13 protein-coding genes are annotated in these 16,393 nt (G+C 47.8%); 3 read left to right on the forward strand and 10 right to left on the reverse strand.

Features of this window, described 5'->3' with window-relative positions:
* Window positions 1-13 precede the first annotated feature (13 nt).
* On the forward strand, window positions 14-940 hold the full coding sequence (locus DU002_RS02810; protein ID WP_114336817.1) for a DUF1684 domain-containing protein: 927 nt from the start codon (window positions 14-16) through the stop codon (window positions 938-940).
* A gap of 45 nt (window positions 941-985) precedes the next feature.
* Here the strand turns inward: DU002_RS02810 and DU002_RS02815 are convergent, their stop codons facing one another.
* A complete protein-coding gene (locus DU002_RS02815; protein WP_114336818.1) occupies window positions 986-2,227 on the reverse strand; it encodes an ABC transporter substrate-binding protein in 1,242 nt (413 codons plus the stop codon).
* A gap of 235 nt (window positions 2,228-2,462) precedes the next feature.
* Between DU002_RS02815 and DU002_RS02820 the strand changes: the two genes are divergently transcribed.
* The gene (locus DU002_RS02820) at window positions 2,463-3,728 is read left to right on the forward strand and encodes a Kelch repeat-containing protein (RefSeq protein WP_114336819.1); all 1,266 of its coding nucleotides are present in this window, start codon (window positions 2,463-2,465) and stop codon (window positions 3,726-3,728) included.
* 19 nt (window positions 3,729-3,747) lie between these two features.
* On the opposite strand, the gene DU002_RS02825 is transcribed toward DU002_RS02820, so the two are convergent.
* From DU002_RS02825 to DU002_RS02845, 5 genes are all read right to left on the reverse strand, one after another.
* A complete protein-coding gene (locus DU002_RS02825; protein WP_114336820.1) occupies window positions 3,748-4,302 on the reverse strand; it encodes a thioredoxin family protein in 555 nt (184 codons plus the stop codon).
* Between the two features lie 33 nt (window positions 4,303-4,335).
* Complete coding sequence (locus DU002_RS02830; protein WP_114336821.1) at window positions 4,336-4,623, reverse strand: putative quinol monooxygenase; 288 nt, start codon at window positions 4,621-4,623, stop codon at window positions 4,336-4,338.
* A gap of 358 nt (window positions 4,624-4,981) precedes the next feature.
* Window positions 4,982-5,671: an aquaporin Z gene (aqpZ, locus tag DU002_RS02835; RefSeq protein WP_114336822.1), complete on the reverse strand. Its 690-nt coding sequence runs from the start codon at window positions 5,669-5,671 to the stop codon at window positions 4,982-4,984.
* A gap of 442 nt (window positions 5,672-6,113) precedes the next feature.
* Complete coding sequence (locus tag DU002_RS02840) at window positions 6,114-6,716, reverse strand: YceI family protein (RefSeq protein ID WP_114336823.1); 603 nt, start codon at window positions 6,714-6,716, stop codon at window positions 6,114-6,116.
* 118 nt (window positions 6,717-6,834) lie between these two features.
* Window positions 6,835-7,503 (reverse strand): cupin domain-containing protein, encoded by a 669-nt coding sequence (locus tag DU002_RS02845; RefSeq protein WP_114336824.1) that lies wholly within the window; start codon window positions 7,501-7,503, stop codon window positions 6,835-6,837.
* A 383-nt stretch (window positions 7,504-7,886) separates the two neighbouring features.
* On the opposite strand from DU002_RS02845, the gene rlmF reads away from it, so the two are divergent.
* Window positions 7,887-8,858, forward strand: coding sequence for a 23S rRNA (adenine(1618)-N(6))-methyltransferase RlmF (gene rlmF, locus DU002_RS02850; RefSeq protein WP_114336825.1), 972 nt, complete (start codon window positions 7,887-7,889; stop codon window positions 8,856-8,858).
* A 110-nt stretch (window positions 8,859-8,968) separates the two neighbouring features.
* Here rlmF and DU002_RS02855 read toward each other — a convergent pair whose 3' ends face one another.
* From DU002_RS02855 to DU002_RS02875, 4 genes are all read right to left on the reverse strand, one after another.
* Window positions 8,969-11,773, reverse strand: a complete 2,805-nt coding sequence (locus tag DU002_RS02855; protein ID WP_158537945.1) for a DUF1800 family protein — start codon at window positions 11,771-11,773, stop codon at window positions 8,969-8,971.
* Complete coding sequence (locus tag DU002_RS02865; RefSeq protein WP_114336827.1) at window positions 11,773-13,233, reverse strand: DUF1501 domain-containing protein; 1,461 nt, start codon at window positions 13,231-13,233, stop codon at window positions 11,773-11,775. Before DU002_RS02865 ends, DU002_RS02855 begins: the two co-directional genes overlap by 1 nt.
* Before the next feature lie 352 nt (window positions 13,234-13,585).
* Window positions 13,586-14,290, reverse strand: coding sequence for a DUF1266 domain-containing protein (locus DU002_RS02870; protein WP_114336828.1), 705 nt, complete (start codon window positions 14,288-14,290; stop codon window positions 13,586-13,588).
* Window positions 14,283-16,370 carry a J domain-containing protein gene (locus DU002_RS02875; RefSeq protein ID WP_114336829.1) on the reverse strand — a complete coding sequence of 696 codons (2,088 nt, stop codon included), beginning with the start codon at window positions 16,368-16,370 and terminating at the stop codon, window positions 14,283-14,285. The genes DU002_RS02870 and DU002_RS02875 overlap by 8 nt, the downstream gene beginning before the upstream one ends.
* Between the last annotated feature and the right edge of the window lie 23 nt (window positions 16,371-16,393).

Consider the following 16,393-nt stretch of genomic DNA (forward strand, 5'->3'; position numbering starts at 1 on the left):
AAGGAAATTCCCCATGCAGTTCAGTGTCGCCACTTCACCCAAGCTAGCTATCTGTGGGCTGAGCCTCTCAGCGTTATTGCTATTAAGTGCTTGTGAACGCCCTTTAACGGAAGCACAAATACAAGACGCGGCGAACTGGCAAGCATGGGTAGAAAAAGAGAACAGTCACAGCAAAGATGGCCAGCACTCTTTTCTCAATATCCGCGATGCCCGCTATATGCGCCCCGGGGACACAGTCAGCTTAGATATCAGCCTAGGTGCCGAACAGGTCCGCTGGCAGGAAGAAGACAAAAGCAATGAGATAGCAAACAGCTCACGGTTAACCCTCTCATTTGATGGTGAAAATGCGCTGATATCGGAAAAGGGCAAGTTTCGTCTAATAACGGCGGATGAAAAATTCTCGCTTCCTAATGATGAGCTATTTATCACCGTTGGCGCCTTGCACGACAGTGGTTTGCGCGCGTTTATCCGTGATCCTAACCATCCCAAAGTAGAAAACTTTAAAGGCCACCACTACTACGATTACAACCCCAAAATGCGTACCACTGCCAGCTTCACTGCAGCGGAGGAACTTAACACCGTCTCTTTTCAAACGGTGCAAGGGCTAACAAACACACTGGTGAGAGTGGGAACTGTGGCTTTCAAATTAGACGGTGAATCCGTCACGATGTCGGCTTATCACGAATCAGGAGAGCCCCCGCTTGATTACCTGCTGTTCCTGTTTAAAGACCAAACCAATGGTGACACCACCTATGGTGGTGGACGCGAACTCGTTGTGAAATTGGCACAAGCCCCAAGCGAAGGCTTCATCATCGATTTTAACTACACGTTTAATCTCAATTGTGCCCACAGTACATTCTGGAACTGCCCAATTATTTGGGACAGCCCCCTTGAACTCGCTATTACAGCAGGCGAAAAGCTACCCTACGACTACGAATAGAACTCGCGATTAAGAAGATTGTATTGTTAAGGCGGAGTTGGCTCACTACTTGTTGTTTTCCTGCAGTTCGCTAAGACGCTGGCGTTCCAACTTTGCTAACAGGTTCGCCAGGCCCTGTGGGTTGCGCATAAACTCTGCAAACGCATCTAACGCCTGTTTCGTTAATTCAGGTGATGCCTCTCGATCAAAAAACTGAAACAACTGATCCGCTTCTTGTAATGCCTGCGCACTACTTTGCAGTACAGGGTTATCAGGCATGCTCGCCATTCGATGAGGCGGCAATGTCATGATCGCCGCATTCACCCGACTCTGTACAACGGGATCGCCCATGTGTCGAAGAAACGCACTCACGGCAGGGTTGACCATCCCGCCTCTCTTAACCAACAAGATATCGGTCGGTGCATTCTCCCCCACTGACAGATCAGGCGTTATGGTAGGAAACGGAAAAAATCCAATGTCTGGCTGGAGCTGATCGGGGATCTGATTAACGAAAAAGCTGCCCATAAGCAGCATGCCGGTTCGTTGACGAAAGAACAGCGGTAGCACTTCATCCCAGCTATAACTAGCGTGCCGTTCTGGAAAATAGCCTTTGTCTAATAGTTGTCGCCAATAAAGAAACGTCTTAGTCACTCGCGGATCGGTAAAACTTACCTTGCCCTGCAATAACTGCTGGTGAAACGCGGGTCCATTCACTCGCATATTCAAGTAATCAAACCAGCCCGCTAGCGTCCAAGGGTGCTTGCTACCTAAAGCAAATGGCGTGACTCCGGCGTCAATGAGCTTTTCGGCCACGGCCAGGAACGCTTGCCAAGTTTGGGGCGGCTGCAAGTCTAGGCGTTTAAATAGCGATTTTTGATAGTAGAAGCCCCAACCGTAATGTGAAAACGGCAAACCATAAATATGGCCATCACTGCTTACGCTGCTTAACACACCTGGGGAAAACTTATGCGGCCATTCGGCTGACGGCCATAACTTATCCAGTGGCGCTAACAACTGCTTGCTTGCTAGAACATCCATTGGCGTACCAGCAAACCAAAAGAAAACATCGGCGTCGCCATGTTGCCCTGCCAACATACTGGGCAACAAACGTTTGTACTCTTCATGGCCATAATGCCTAACGCTAACTTGGTGTTGCGGATTCAGTTCGCGAAACCGCATGATCTCATTTAACAAAGCGCGGTTTTGCTGTTCGCTGACCGGCATCGTTGCCAACGTGAGCGGCTCGGCAGAGGGTGCCGAATATAAAAGAAGCAATCCAAGTGACAGTGTGAGTTGTAGTATTCGCATCCATTCTAATATGGCAGATGCTCAACAATTTGTGACAATACATAGATGGCAAACGGGATCCAGAGAGCATTTTTGTGCTTTGTTGCACTTTCCTCGTTGTTGACTACATTTTAATCAAACTGGTAATTATCAGTCAGTTAGATTGACGCAGTCCACTTAACAACGTTTTCAGTAAACAGATAAAGAAGCAAATAAAGACACAAGGAGGTGAATACCTAACAAGGTGAGGCCTCCCATGTTTTTGAACGCGAAAATTAGTCGATTATTGCTTATTACGCTGCTGTTTTTACCCTCCTTTCAAAGTAACGCTGATCAAGATAGAACCACCGCAAGTGCATTATTAGTGCAAATCGTTTCCTACTTAGCTAAACAGGGGCATAAGTCTTTGCTTAGCTTTGAAAATTACCACTGGCATGAGGTAAACGCGGCAGCGCGTTGGTCGCCCAGAGCCGGACTGCAAGTCGTTAAATTAGGCAGAAAGTTCTTTCTTATGGGGGGAAGAACACCGAACAATTCTACCATTCCAGGCGATAGTGTCATTTGGGGGGATGTATGGGTCAGCCAAGACAAAGGAATAAGCTGGGATCAGGTTGTCGGCAGCAATGACCAGGAGCATTGGCCAGCCCGAGCTTACTTCAAAGCCGTCACCAAAGGCCGCTATATCTATGTATTGGGAGGGCAGAATTTCAATCTAGCCCCCTGCCCCAACGATGTCCCAACATGTCAGGAGCAGATGCCTTCATCCGAGTTTTTTAATGATGTATGGCGGAGTAAAAATGGCAAAGAGTGGCAGTTGATGACGGCCAACGCACCGTGGCAAGGCCGCGCAGGGCTAAGTGCTGTCGTCATGCGCAATCGAATATTTGTAATCGCAGGCTCCAAAAACGACGACACAGCGATTGTCGGCCCCAACGGCCCCGCACGAAAATATTTTAATGATGTATGGAGTAGTCGCGATGGTAAAGAGTGGAAACAGCTCACCGACAATGCACCATGGGAACCTCGAGCAGGCGCTGTAGCGTTAACCAAAGATGGCTATATCTACCTGCTAGGGGGTGAAAATGGCTTTCTTTGTCAGCCCCAGCCTAACTGTAAACCACCCTACTTCAATGATGTATGGCGATCTCGAAATGGCAAAAACTGGGAGTTAGTAACCGCAGATGCAGCTTGGTCAGCGCGTCCAGGTCATCAATGTGCAACTTTGTACCATCATATTGTCTGCTTCGGTGGTTTTGGCCTGCCGCAAAACCCACAAGATATTTGGGTAAGTCGCCACGGGTTACACTGGCGGAAAGTCAGCGACTCTCCGTGGAATAGCCTCAGCCCCAGTGAGATTAAATACGATTTCGCGGTCTTAGTCGATAAACAGGGATATTGGGGACAAACGCAGGCCATTTATACATTCGGCGGGGATCGGGAAACTTTCGATTTCTCCGATCCTGCCAATTATCTCCGGGTTGATAATGATGTTTGGCGCTATGCTTCTGAACATTTTCGCTAAACAGTCATCACCAAAGTGGCTACATTGTGTCACGCCATTTAATTGAACACCCCATGCTGGGGTGTTGTTCTTTCGGCCCCACACCTGTCTCCGCAATCATTCTCATGGCATTTATCAGTTCGGCAACCCGACCCGAATGTTGTCCCATTCCAGCATCGTCTAACCGGCCACGGTACTGCAACTCTCCTTGGCAATTCAGACCAAAGAAATCAGGCGTGCAGATCGCGCCGTATGCCTGTCCAACCAATTGCTCTTCATCAACTAAATAGGGAAAATTGAAGCCATATTTTTTAGCAAAAACTTTCATCTTTTCTGGCGAGTCAGCCGGAACCGATTGGTAGTCATTGGACATCACCGCTAACACATTAATCCCCTCAGCCATCAACAGATCGGTGTCTTGTGCTAAACGCTCAGCGATGCGCTGAACATAAGGGCAATGGTTACATATAAAAGCAATCAATAAGCCTTTATCGCCGAGCTGTTCACGCATACTAAAACGATTGCCATCAATATCTTGTAAGGTGAAGTCTGGCGCTTTCCAGCCAAAGTCACAGATAGGTGTATCAAGTAGCATCGCTGAAATTCTCCATGTTTCGAACAGGCCAACCTATGAGACGATTGTCATCTCATTGAGTGTAAATTCGTCTACAGCGCCCTCTGTTGCGGCCATGTAGTCAGCCAAGTGCTTGTTGCCCATGTGGGTCTGCCACAATTCACGAGTTTCCCAATTTTCATAAAACATAAAGTGTGCTGGGTTTTCATTGTCCTGATGCAGGTCATAGTTGATGCAACCCTGCTCGGCTCGGGTGACATCAATCAACTTTAAAAGCTCAGCTTTCACCAAATCTACTTTTTCTGCTTTAGCGATAATATTAGCAACGATAGTTAGGGCCATCTCTGTTTCCTCTTCGGGTTAACCCTTATGTGGGTTGATTTAATCAGCCATGAGTACGCTTCGTTTAATCACGAAAAACACCTCTGCGCTTACCCAGCATAAACGCTTTATTACTTGAACCAAGGTGGTCATCCGGTCGCCGATGCGCCAACAGATGAAAGCATAGTTTTTAATTGAGACTATTAAAATAGGGAAAATAATGAATCATTATCAAATATATTTTAATAATGATCCGTCACCACTCTGCTACGAATGATGCCGACAGGCGCAATATCTATTAGTGATAGGTCGCCAAGCAGAGGCACAACTAAAAATCCCGCACAATGACGGGATTTTTAGCTAAATAGCGCGTTAATAACTATTCATCACCACTGGCAACAAAACGGTAGATCACAGCACCAATCACCGCACCAACGATGGGAGCAACCCAAAATAGCCACAGCTGGCTAACGGCCCAATCACCGACATAAAGTGCGACACCGGTACTACGTGCCGGATTAACCGAGGTATTAGTCACCGGAATAGAGATCAAATGAATAAGCGTCAGACACAAGCCAATGGCTATGGGAGCCAATCCAGCAGGCGCTCGGGAATCAGTAGAGCCCATAATCACAAACAGGAACATCATGGTCATCACGACTTCACACACCAGCGCCGCGGTTAATGAGTAACCACCGGGGGAATGTGCGCCGAAACCATTAGAAGCAAAACCAGAGGAGACATCAAAACCGACAGCGCCACTGGCGATAACAAACAGCACACCACCCGCAGCTAAGCCACCAATCACCTGAGCGACAATATATGGCAGTAGATCACTTGCCGGAAAACGCCCTCCGGCCCAAAGACCAATAGAAACCGCAGGATTAAGATGACACCCGGAAATATGGCCAATGGCATACGCCATCGTGAGTACCGTCAAACCGAACGCCAGCGATACACCAAGCAAACCAATACCCACATCTGGAAATGCAGCCGCCAATACCGCGCTACCACAACCACCGAGTACCAGCCAGAATGTACCAACCAGTTCCGCAATATATTTTTTCATCCGTTCAACCCTTATATAAAAATCCTTCAACCCTGACGCTATGCGCATTCCACCACACAACAGATTCAAGTGTAGAAGGAAGTTTCAGGAATGGGTTGCTAATTCAGCATGTTATCTCGGTAATTACCGATTTGAATGCTGATCCATGCCGGCATAAAGAGTATTACTCCTATGATCAAGTGGATCTGGGCTGCCACCACTCAATTTTGTTGCGAGAGGAGTTATTGCACCAAGCAAACAGAAAAACTTCGATGATTTAACATCGGCCACCAGCGCCCATCGCCAGCCTGACCTGTTCAAGCAGTGCAATTAGGGGGCTATCAACGGGGTCATATAAGTTTGGGGGGCAAAGTAGTCAGTTGACCAAAGAGAATAGCCCCCGAAGGGGCTAACAATGGAAGGAGGAGCAATATCAGACGCGGTTTGTAATCAGCATACTGACTTAATCAATTTGTCTTCCAACACGCCTTTGCCGCTGAAAAACCAAACTAACGGAAACCGGTACGGCTGTCGCTATATCTGACAAATTGGCTATTTTTCTCAACGCTTCGATGCCCGTCTCTAAGTTAAAATCTTTAGCGGAGATCACTACAGGTTTAAATGAGGTCACCAACAATCTATCTTTGCTAAGGCGGGTCATCGTCAGCTCTGCGGTAAACTGTTTTTCTTTTCCATGCAGTGACAGTCTCAACGGAACCGACAGATTGTAACTGTCTCCCGCCTTCATCGCAGAAAGGCGGCTAATGGGGATCACCCCGCTAGCGTCAGCGGTAGCAAAGGATGCCACCTCAAACAGCAGCTCCTTCATGCGATCATTTCTTATCGGAATATTGGTTTCGACACTACTCAGGTCAATCACTAAATTGACCGCACCACTTTCCGCAACGCTACCAGAGATTTGCTTAAACTGATGAACTTCACCAACTGAATTTTTCTTAATCGAGACAAAACTCACTACCGATTGGTCGTTCATCAGCTGCCATTCAGCCAACACAGGGGCCGAAATAAACAGCGCCAAACACCATATCAAAAATCTACTTTTCATCGTTATTCCCTTACCATCGCACCTTTGACTAGAGGCAGCAGAAGCAAATAGCTTGCGCCAATACCGTCAATATACTCAACATAGTACCCTAACTTTAACGACATCTGACAAAACAATCTCAACTGATGCTGTAAGGATCAAAGGGCAAATGCCCGGTTTTCACCAAGATAATTGTTTCCTCTTCAACAAACGGATAGTGCTGGCTCATGTGCGGGCTTCTTATCCAAGTGCCCTTAGGATAACTACCGTGCTCATCCTTAAATTCGCCCGATAAAACCAATATCTCTTCTCCGCCAAAGTGACGGTGGGGCTGAAAGCGCTCACCCGCAGGCCATCTGACCAAAGCAATATGCTCATGTTCAAATTGATGCAGCGGCATCACCTCTAAGCCACCAATACCCGGTTGCCACGGGCTCGTCGAAGTGTCGATACGTACCGTTTGCCCATCGCGGCTATCAAACTGGTTTAACTTAACGAAAATGGTACATCCCTGCTCACTAAACGGTGCATGGGCACTCCCTGGTGGGTGACGCAAATACGTACCCGCACCATAATCACCGCTCTCATCAGAAAACACACCGTCGAGTACAAAAATCTCTTCTCCTAAAGGGTGTGGGTGCGGACTAAAGCACGATCCAGCTTCATACCTAACGATACTGGTGACATGTCCCGCCTCCTTATCATCACGCGCCAGAGGTTTACGCAGCACACCAGCAGAGGGACTGGCGATCCAATCCAACTCGGCAACGTTGATCACCACTGCTTGTTTAAAGTTCATGTTCAGCATCTGTTACCCCAGCTCTTACTCAAAATGTCACACTCTCCGGATGCGGTTAGTAGTTTCCACCTCATCAAATCGACTGATTAGCCACAGCCCTGCACCTGCACAGTAAAAGCAAAGGCAAAGGCTGCCAATACTACAAATCAATGGCTGCCGATTATTCGTTCTCAGCGTCTCAGCAATGACATAAGCTGACTCATTTAGTACTTTTAATACCGGATCGAAAATTAGCATGACTGCTCACTTAGTTATAATCCTGTGGTTACCAAGAAGGCTCTTTAGTCAGTGCAACAACCATTTAGTTACTCACACAGCGCTAAGATAATCGCGGTATAATCCAGTTAAATAGGATAGCCCGCTCCTTCATCAATCACCTCGGACACCTGACATTGCGCAAAAACCTGTCAAGAAATAAACGTCAATCCCGCACAGATAGCAAAGGACTACACCCGAGGAATAAACACAAAAGAGGGTATGACTTTCCTCTTCTGGTGAAGAGTTATCCGCCACTGGCCCCCCACGTTAAGCCCAACGCACACGGCAACCTTTCCATTCCATTTGCCGATCCAAAGGCAGTCAAAGCTCTCAATGCTGCGCTACTAAAGACCTACTACCATACGACTGATTGGGATATCCCTGACGGCGCTCTGTGTCCACCAATCCCCGGCAGAGTTGATTACATCCATTATGTCGCTGAGTTGCTTGGCATTGATGAGCCATCAAAGGGTCAAACCAAAGACGAGCCGACAATATCCATGCTAGATATTGGCACCGGTGCCAGTGGCATTTATCCGATACTGGCTTGCCAAACTTACCACTGGCACTGCGTAGGCAGCGATATCAATTCCCAATCACTGGATAATGTCGCCACCATCATCAACAACAATCCATCACTAAAAGAGCGCTTCTCTGTGCGCCTACAGACTGATAAGAATCAATTCTTCAAAGGGATCATTAAACCCGGTGATATTTTCGATATCAGCGTGTGTAATCCACCGTTTCACGCTTCACCGGAAGAAGCACGTAAAGGCAGTCAGCAAAAACTAAACAATCTCGCTCGTCATCGGGGCGTCGACGATGCCGCAGGCAAAGTTAACATTGCCTCACCCGCTCTAAATTTCGGTGGGCAGGAGGCAGAGCTATGGTGCAAAGGGGGGGAACGCATGTTTCTCAAAAAACTCATCAAGGAGAGCCGCGACTATTCATCTCAATGCCGCTGGTTCAGTAGCTTGGTATCCAAAATTGACAATGTAAAACCCGCGAAGCAATGGCTGCGCAAGCTTGGTGCTTCTGACATTCGAGAGATAGAGATGGCTCAAGGCAATAAGATCACACGGGTACTAGCTTGGACCTACCGCTAACGTAGCAGCGCTGAAAGCTGTCATCTTCATAATCTTGATGCACGAGGCGGTCTCAGCCGAAATAGAATGAGCCTCCATTGGAGGCTCATTCTATGAGAAGTCTCGCTGTATCACTTCTGCACTAGCACCTCTGGCGCATTTACCATGCCATAGACCGCTAGATTAAAACGTTTTGACTCGCGAGCGTCTGCCAGCGTCGATACGATGATCGACTTGGTTTCACTGTCTAATACTGCGAATGCGCCTGCATTTAGATAGAAATCGAGATAGTCGACCACCGCCTCTGCTTTCACTTCGTCGTCGCCGTCACTGCCTTCCCAAAGCATTTCTAGGTGGCTGATATCTAACTTAACCCTCGCCTGATCTAGAGTATATGAACCACTGTCATCGACTGTACCTCGCACCAAGCCATTGCCAATCAGCTTATCGAATGCATTCAAGGTCGCAAACTGACGGGATTCGGTCATTAGCTCTAACTCTGGCGCGGTCAACGAATTGGCAGCTAGTTCCCCGGCAGGCGAATAATCCGGCAGGAAGAAATTAAAGACTGTCGGAGCGCCTAATGCTCGCTGGCCGATATCAAAGTTGCCTACTCGTAATATGGTGGCACCCGCATCAAAGCGATCCGCAAACTCATAGTTCAAGCCATTTTCAGAGTCGTCTAACGGAATACTTGAATGTGCAGTTAAGAGTCGCATCAACGCAGTCGCTCGCAGTATCGGCTCTTTCACTTTGCCGAATGTAGATGATGCCGTCACACTCGGATTACGGGCTTCCGGATCTAATAGGATCGCTTTGACCATCGCCTTGAGATTACCCGACGTACCGTAAGCATCAGACACTCGCTTGATATAGCCAGCACTAGGGTTGGACGTCACCAAACGCTGTATCAATATTCGGCCAATATAAGGCGCTGCACTGGAATGGCTCGCTAAAGCAGTAATAACGCTACGGAGTTCCTCATCGGCGCCCTCTGTAGACATATCGCTTGAAGCGGGGATGATCAAAGTTTTACCCTGATCGGTGAACAGTATTTTTTCACCAAAATCATGATGCTGAGGAAAGAACTTCATCGGCTCAGTCCAACGATATTGAGTCTCTGGCACCCCGCCGCCGCCCAAACCAAATTGGGTATTGTCGACCATCTCTCCATCAATATTCCGGGCGCTCATGGCCAAGCCGGTAAAGACCCGAGCCATCTGTTGAATGACCTCATTGTCGTATGTGGCAACAGGAAGCCCATCACTACCTAGACGGATAGCGCCATTCTTTTGCCGTTGCACCAAGCCAAAGCTAAATAGCTGCATCACTTCTCGGGCATAGTTTTCATCGGGATAATAACCACTAGCAGGATCGGCTTTCTTATTACGTAGGTGACTTAACCACTGCCCCATGGTCGCATGCCGTGACGCATCTTCAAGTAGATCCCGGTATGAGCCAAATGCATTCTGGCCTAACAAATCCCAATAATCGGCCAGTCCGCGATGTGCATTACGCAGTATATTTACCGAGTCTGAAACAACCAATATTTCACTTAATGCAAAAGCCATCCGCTGCCGCAGTTGATCTTTAGCATAAGTGGCTATAGTCCAAAAACCATCTTGGCGATCTTCAAAGCCTCGGGTTTCAAATGCGGAATTAGAAGCATCGGTCAAAGCTAACAAAGAGGTCTGTGGCGCCATCATTTGCGCTTCAATCCAGGCATCATAAACCTGTAGTCGATTCGTTCCCGCTGAATCAATTTGGCTGCGCAATGCCTCATACTCTGCTGGTGTTGCACCGAACGTGGCCTGAGTCAAAAACCGAATAATATCCCGGTCAACATCTTCCGGCGTTAACTCTATCTCTTCTGGCGGTTCTACGCTTTCATCGTAACGAAAATGGGCACTGATCTCGCCCGCTGGATAATTTGACGTATGGATATTTAAAAACAACTCTCCAGCAAACAAAGCATCTAACATCTCCTGTCGGGTAACAAATATGCCACCTGGGACTAAATCCCACTCAAAGCCAGTTAATGGGCCTAAGGTCTCGATATCCTTAATCATTGTGCCCGATGGTGACAAATGAATATGTTGATCGGTTTGTACTGAACTCAAATTGAAGAAGTTATAGCTGAGTTTTGCTTTGGTATTATCACCTTGCAAAATAAGACTCACGGTGCCGCTTGCTGTCGTTACTGCTTCGCCTTGAGGCCCGAACAAACCAATAAATACTTTGGCGTTTTCCGTTGTATTTTTGGCATCACTAATGACAATTTCAGCGGTCTTGTTAGCGCCCAATTTATACTCTTCACTTGCGACTAGGGTTATCGACAAGGTTTCAGGCACCTCGTGCAAGCCGTCACGGAGAGGGAGAACTTCAATCACCCGCCGGTTCTGACTTTGCAAAAATTCAATTTCAGCACCGACAACACCACCATCACTGTAAACCAACTCGTAGTCAGCAGCAGATGCAGAGCCCTCGGTTTGGTCTGATGATCCGGCCACGAGATAAGGCAGCGCGAATGAACCGTTGGTGCTGTCCCGTTCAACAATAAATTTGGCTATATCATTGCTTTGCTCATACGCCTCAGCAGTTAAAGTTGATATAGAAACCGTTACAGGCACAGGGTCCGGAGTCGGATCGGGGTCCGGCGTTGGGTCAGGGTCCGGTGTCGGATCAGGGTCCGGCGTTGGATCAGGATCCGGTGTCGGATCAGGGTCCGGCGTTGGATCAGGGTCCGGTGTCGGATCAGGGTCCGGTGTCGGATCAGGGTCCGGAGTTGGATCAGGGTCCGGTGTTGGGGTCGGATCAGGATCTGGCGTGGGCACAATAACCGAATCGTCGTCACTACCACCGGAACCACCACAAGCAATCAAACCTGATGCTAACCAAGCAACGACCAGAAGACGCAACAAGACAGAGCCATTCATTACGCGTCTCCCATATTTAAGAAATTCAAATTAGTGCTCTCTGCAAACGGGTCGGGAAAGTTAGTCATCGACGGAAAAACCGAACTCAACTCATCCATAGGGGTGCCCAACCAATGGGCGAGTACAGCCGAACATTGTGACGTTGCGGTTGTTGGGATCCATCGCCCTCGACCTTTGTTCTTGTCGGCATCTAAGCCCTGCCCCATCTGAAAATCAGGATGTGTACCAAAGAAGCGACTTCCATTCACAGCTCCGCCTAAAACAAGCGCATGCCCGCCCCAACCGTGGTCTGTACCAGCACCGGCATCATTGCCATTTGGCGTAAATGTACGGCCAAATTCTGAACCGACATAGCTCAGAACTTTATCGAAGTCATTTTGGCTCACTAAGGCATCGCGAAATGATTTAAGCGCCGCGTTGAGGTCTTCCATCAACGCACTGTGATCAGCCAAAATATTTTGGTGGGTATCAAATCCGCCCATCTTGACGAAAAAAATGGGACGCTGATTGGTGCTGCTCGCTCGTCCGGCGATCATTTTTGCCACCGTTTTCAGCTGTCGGCCAACAGTCGTTGTATCAGCACCTGTCGCACTGAATATCCCGTCGTAATCAGTATTATTTGCTTCAGCGATACTGAACGCATCAGCCACTACCGCACCCGCAGTGATGCCTGATCTAAAGGTCTGCTGATACTTCTCCGACATCAAATGCGAAGAGCCCGCATTCATATATGCCTCAACCATCTCTTCGCGTTCAGCAAAAAAACCTCTGAGACTGACCTGCCCCTTATCACTCAACACATATGTATTTACTTCAGAGTCGCGACTTACTTGAAATGGATTAAGACCCGCAACAGAGATCAACGGAGAAACTTTCGAATCAGGATTCCTATCACTTACTAATTCAGCTACACGTCCACCCCAGCCATAGCTAAAGCGCGACGTTGGTTCGCTTTGATACTGCCTTTGCTGATCAGAGTGTGAAAAAAGTTGTGGCGGCAATGTAACCGTACCACTTAAAAACTCTTCCCGAGATGTTGGCTCATGTAGGTTACCCACATTACAGATAACTCCCATTTCGCCAGCATTAAACATATCGGCCATATCAGTACACTGTGGGTGCATGCCGAAGCCATCGTAACTTTCATCATTATAAATCTGCGGCGGTTCGGATAGATTCAATGCAACAAGATCTTCTTTAGCAAGAGCAGCATTCTGTCGGCTCTCTTCATACCGCGTACGAAGTACACCATCCTCCTTGGGGGCAACCATATTGAAACTGTCGTTACCACCAGCCAGAAAAATGTATACCAGCGCTTTATAATCATCACCTGCATCAGCATTCTGCATCTCGGCCGCTTGCAGCAGCCCCGGCAAGCCAATAGATACAGCGGCCGTAGCCACTGCCGCTGATTGTGCTGACTGTATAATGAAGTCTCGACGAGACATTTTAGTTTTCATGAAATCATCCATATAAGCATGAGTATTTGTTGTTGACGTAAACAACAAAAAGGCTTGTTTCTGTGCAGCAAGAAGCGCTTGAACAATGTTAATCTAATGTTATTAAGATGTTACGTTGGCGAGGTAAGATGAATGATGAGCCGGTTGAAAATCAATCAACCTTTCAGGTATTGAGATGTATATCACACAAATAGGGGCTGTAGACAGGCGAATAAATCCACAATTTTTCAATGGGTTAGGCTGTTAGCGGTATCAATCACCTAATGATAGGCGAGTAAAGAGAGACAATACGAAAATGATAACGCTAGGGCTTGAAGGTTAGCCCTATATCCAGTGACTCAGCGTCAGGTTTCTACAAGCCAGAGTGCCACGATAACTGACACCAAGGATGAGACGGATCAGACAGGATGGCGTTCAAATGCTCAAAAGCCGTTTCCATCGCGCCGTCCAGTTCTGGGCTGGGGAGTAAATCTGCCTTGTTCCAATAAAGACGCCCAATTAAATGACTGGTGGCAAATTGCTCCGCACTTGCAAATAGATTCTGCGCCACCCTACCGGCATCGATCAGATATCGCCAAGCATCCTCTAAGCTAACCATGCCAACGGTGTATGCACTTCGAACCAAGAATACGATCCGAGCGATATCAAACCCTTTAACGCCGCAATCTCTTAAACTCCAACAGTGTGGCTCAATTAAGCGTTTTCTATTGCGCCAAACGGTATCACTTTCAGCATCGATAACAGCCATATAGTCACGTTTATCAGCCAGAAGAAATTGCTGATTGATAGCAAAAAAATCCTTGCTGGCTTGAGTGGAATGAAGCCAGTTAATTCTATCCCGTAGCTCATTTGCCGACGTCACCTCGTAATCTCGCTCCAACATGAGCCTGAGTGACGTACAACGTTTTTCATTCTCTGGCTCAACCAACGCCATCGTTTGATATTGATTCATGCCGTTCTGCTGACACAAATGAGCGCACAAGCTCAATAGCCAAGTTTTCTGCGTCGGAGTCAACCATTCTGACGTCCAGCCTGCGTCCAGTTGTTGCTTATTCATTATGACCTCCTACGACAAGTGGATCTTGTAACGCCTCTAATTGCTGAGTAATCGCCGACTGTAGTTCAGTCAGAGACGACTCTGGTGACTCAATGTTGTCACAACATGCGCGCGCTTTTTCAAGCCACTCTATGTGCTGAGAGGCTTCTTCATGCTGAAAACGAACAGCTTGCAAGTAAGCCTCTGCCGCAGCCTGGAACTCATTTCTTAGCTCCAATGCGTCAGCCTTAGCTTGATACAACACCCGTTCAGGCGCCAATGCCTCTAGGTTGAAGCAGAAGTCGAGAAAGTGACCGTCGTAAAACTCCATCGTAAGCCTGAACTCATTGGCTAGCTTCATGCCCAGCTCAGATGCATTGCGCTTATCTGGGCAGGTATTGTCGAATTGAAGGGAACTAATCAAACTATTAAGGGCGGCATGTCGAACTGAATGACGCTGCTCTTCATTCAACTCAATGGCATCAAGATCGACGGCTCTCAGGTAGGCCAGCGCCTGCGCATAGCTTTGCAACCCGTACAAATCATTCTGCTCCAGGTCGAGCTCCTGTTGCACATTTGGCCAGATATATTCCACGAATGTTTCGTCATCAACTTTATCCAACGCATATACAATGACGTCCGCGATCACTGGCCAAACTTTTTTTCCATCTTCCAATCGCTGCTGCCATTCATCCCAAAAATAGTCCAGATCCATTGCTCGTAAGCACTCGCCTCTAGCCTGTTCTTTTCGATCGCCATAAGCGTGCGGATACAGTTGGATAACCTGCAATATTTCGGCATAGCGTTTACTCGCCAGTTGCCGCTCAAGAATATCTTCGTTATGTGGTTGTGATAATCGATGCTTCAAGTGCTCCAGCTGTTTACGCCAAGCTGACGCCAGCAATGCGCGAGCTTCAATATCCTGAGGAACTTGTTTAATGACCTGTTCCAGCAGCCCGATGGCCGACGGTAACTGTTCTAATTGGATAAGACACTGAGCATGCAGCTTTATCAGCGACGGCTCCCCCCGCGAGTCAACAGCCCACTCAGTGATTAGTTTTGCTGCAGCAGCAAAGTCTTTCAGGCCGTAAAGCACACGAGCCTGCAACTCTCTGATCACAGGTCCATGGCGTTGTGTAAACTCAGTCTGATCCACAGCAATTAACGGTTCAACACTACTCAGGCAGTGCCATGCCATCTGAAACAGACCGCATCTCAAAGCGGTTCTCGCGACATAGGTGAATAGCGAAATATCTTCTGCGAATGCTGGCCGGATCTGACTCAGCAATGACTGAAGTTTATCCTGAGAAGGTCGACCAAAGATGCACAACTCTTCTATCGTATGGCGCAGTTCTAAATGCTGTATAAGCGGTTCAATGGCCTGAGTCTCATCGAATTTAAACTCATAGGGAATGCGCTGTAAACGGGTCGCACAATGCCTGCTAATAGCCTCAGCCAATCCCCGTATGGTCTCATTGAGGCTATTACTTTGCTCCGCAGACAACTTCAAGGCGCTATCTAAGTAACTCAGTACCTCTGGCGGCAACAACAGGTGCTCGCTTAAAAACTCCAGTGTACACAGCATGACCGCACTGCTCTGATCAAGATCCCAATACACTGGAGAATCAAGCAATTGCTTCCACGCTTCAGGGTTACCTCGCTCAGCGACATCCATGTACAGTTGCCGCAGTGAATAACGCAACTGCTCTATTGTTTTCGCTTTACCTCGCGCAGCAGTGATCGGTTCAGAAATTTCAACGGCAACCGGTGCAACAGGATCCGAACGACTCGGGTCCTCAAACTCTTCCTCATCACTTTCTGAGGCAAATGGTTGTAGCTCCTGTGCACTGTTGTCCAATGCTGGAGATACAGGGGGTTGGGGCGCAAAGGTTAAAGCATCTTCTTTGTTATCTGATGCCGACCCTGCGCTCTTCTTCTGACGCTTTGCTTCTTTCTTGGCGCTTTCGTACGCCTTACGCAACTGTTTGAACTGTTCTGGTTTATCTTCTGGATTGCACTGTTTAAGCAGCGTTGTATAGGCCAACTGGATCGTACGTTTATCCGAGGTTGGCGCTATGCCCAAAACTTCCCAACAACTCATACTCAGGTTCTCATTAATGCTTT

Origin of the sequence: Corallincola holothuriorum, assembly GCF_003336225.1 — a bacterium.
Classification (GTDB): domain Bacteria; phylum Pseudomonadota; class Gammaproteobacteria; order Enterobacterales; family Neiellaceae; genus Corallincola; species Corallincola holothuriorum.

Coding starts and splice junctions, on each gene's coding strand:
- DU002_RS02825 (WP_114336820.1), bottom strand. CDS start 4,302: ATGCTACTTGATACACCTATCTGTGACTTTGGCTGGAAAGCGCCAGAC.
- DU002_RS02845 (WP_114336824.1), bottom strand. CDS start 7,503: ATGCTGAACATGAACTTTAAACAAGCAGTGGTGATCAACGTTGCCGAG.
- DU002_RS02875 (WP_114336829.1), bottom strand. CDS start 16,370: ATGAGTTGTTGGGAAGTTTTGGGCATAGCGCCAACCTCGGATAAACGT.
- DU002_RS02840 (WP_114336823.1), bottom strand. CDS start 6,716: ATGAAAAGTAGATTTTTGATATGGTGTTTGGCGCTGTTTATTTCGGCC.
- DU002_RS02820 (WP_114336819.1), top strand. CDS start 2,463: ATGTTTTTGAACGCGAAAATTAGTCGATTATTGCTTATTACGCTGCTG.
- DU002_RS02855 (WP_158537945.1), bottom strand. CDS start 11,773: ATGAATGGCTCTGTCTTGTTGCGTCTTCTGGTCGTTGCTTGGTTAGCA.
- DU002_RS02815 (WP_114336818.1), bottom strand. CDS start 2,227: ATGCGAATACTACAACTCACACTGTCACTTGGATTGCTTCTTTTATAT.
- aqpZ (WP_114336822.1), bottom strand. CDS start 5,671: ATGAAAAAATATATTGCGGAACTGGTTGGTACATTCTGGCTGGTACTC.
- DU002_RS02865 (WP_114336827.1), bottom strand. CDS start 13,233: ATGAAAACTAAAATGTCTCGTCGAGACTTCATTATACAGTCAGCACAA.
- DU002_RS02870 (WP_114336828.1), bottom strand. CDS start 14,290: ATGAATAAGCAACAACTGGACGCAGGCTGGACGTCAGAATGGTTGACT.
- DU002_RS02810 (WP_114336817.1), top strand. CDS start 14: ATGCAGTTCAGTGTCGCCACTTCACCCAAGCTAGCTATCTGTGGGCTG.
- DU002_RS02830 (WP_114336821.1), bottom strand. CDS start 4,623: ATGGCCCTAACTATCGTTGCTAATATTATCGCTAAAGCAGAAAAAGTA.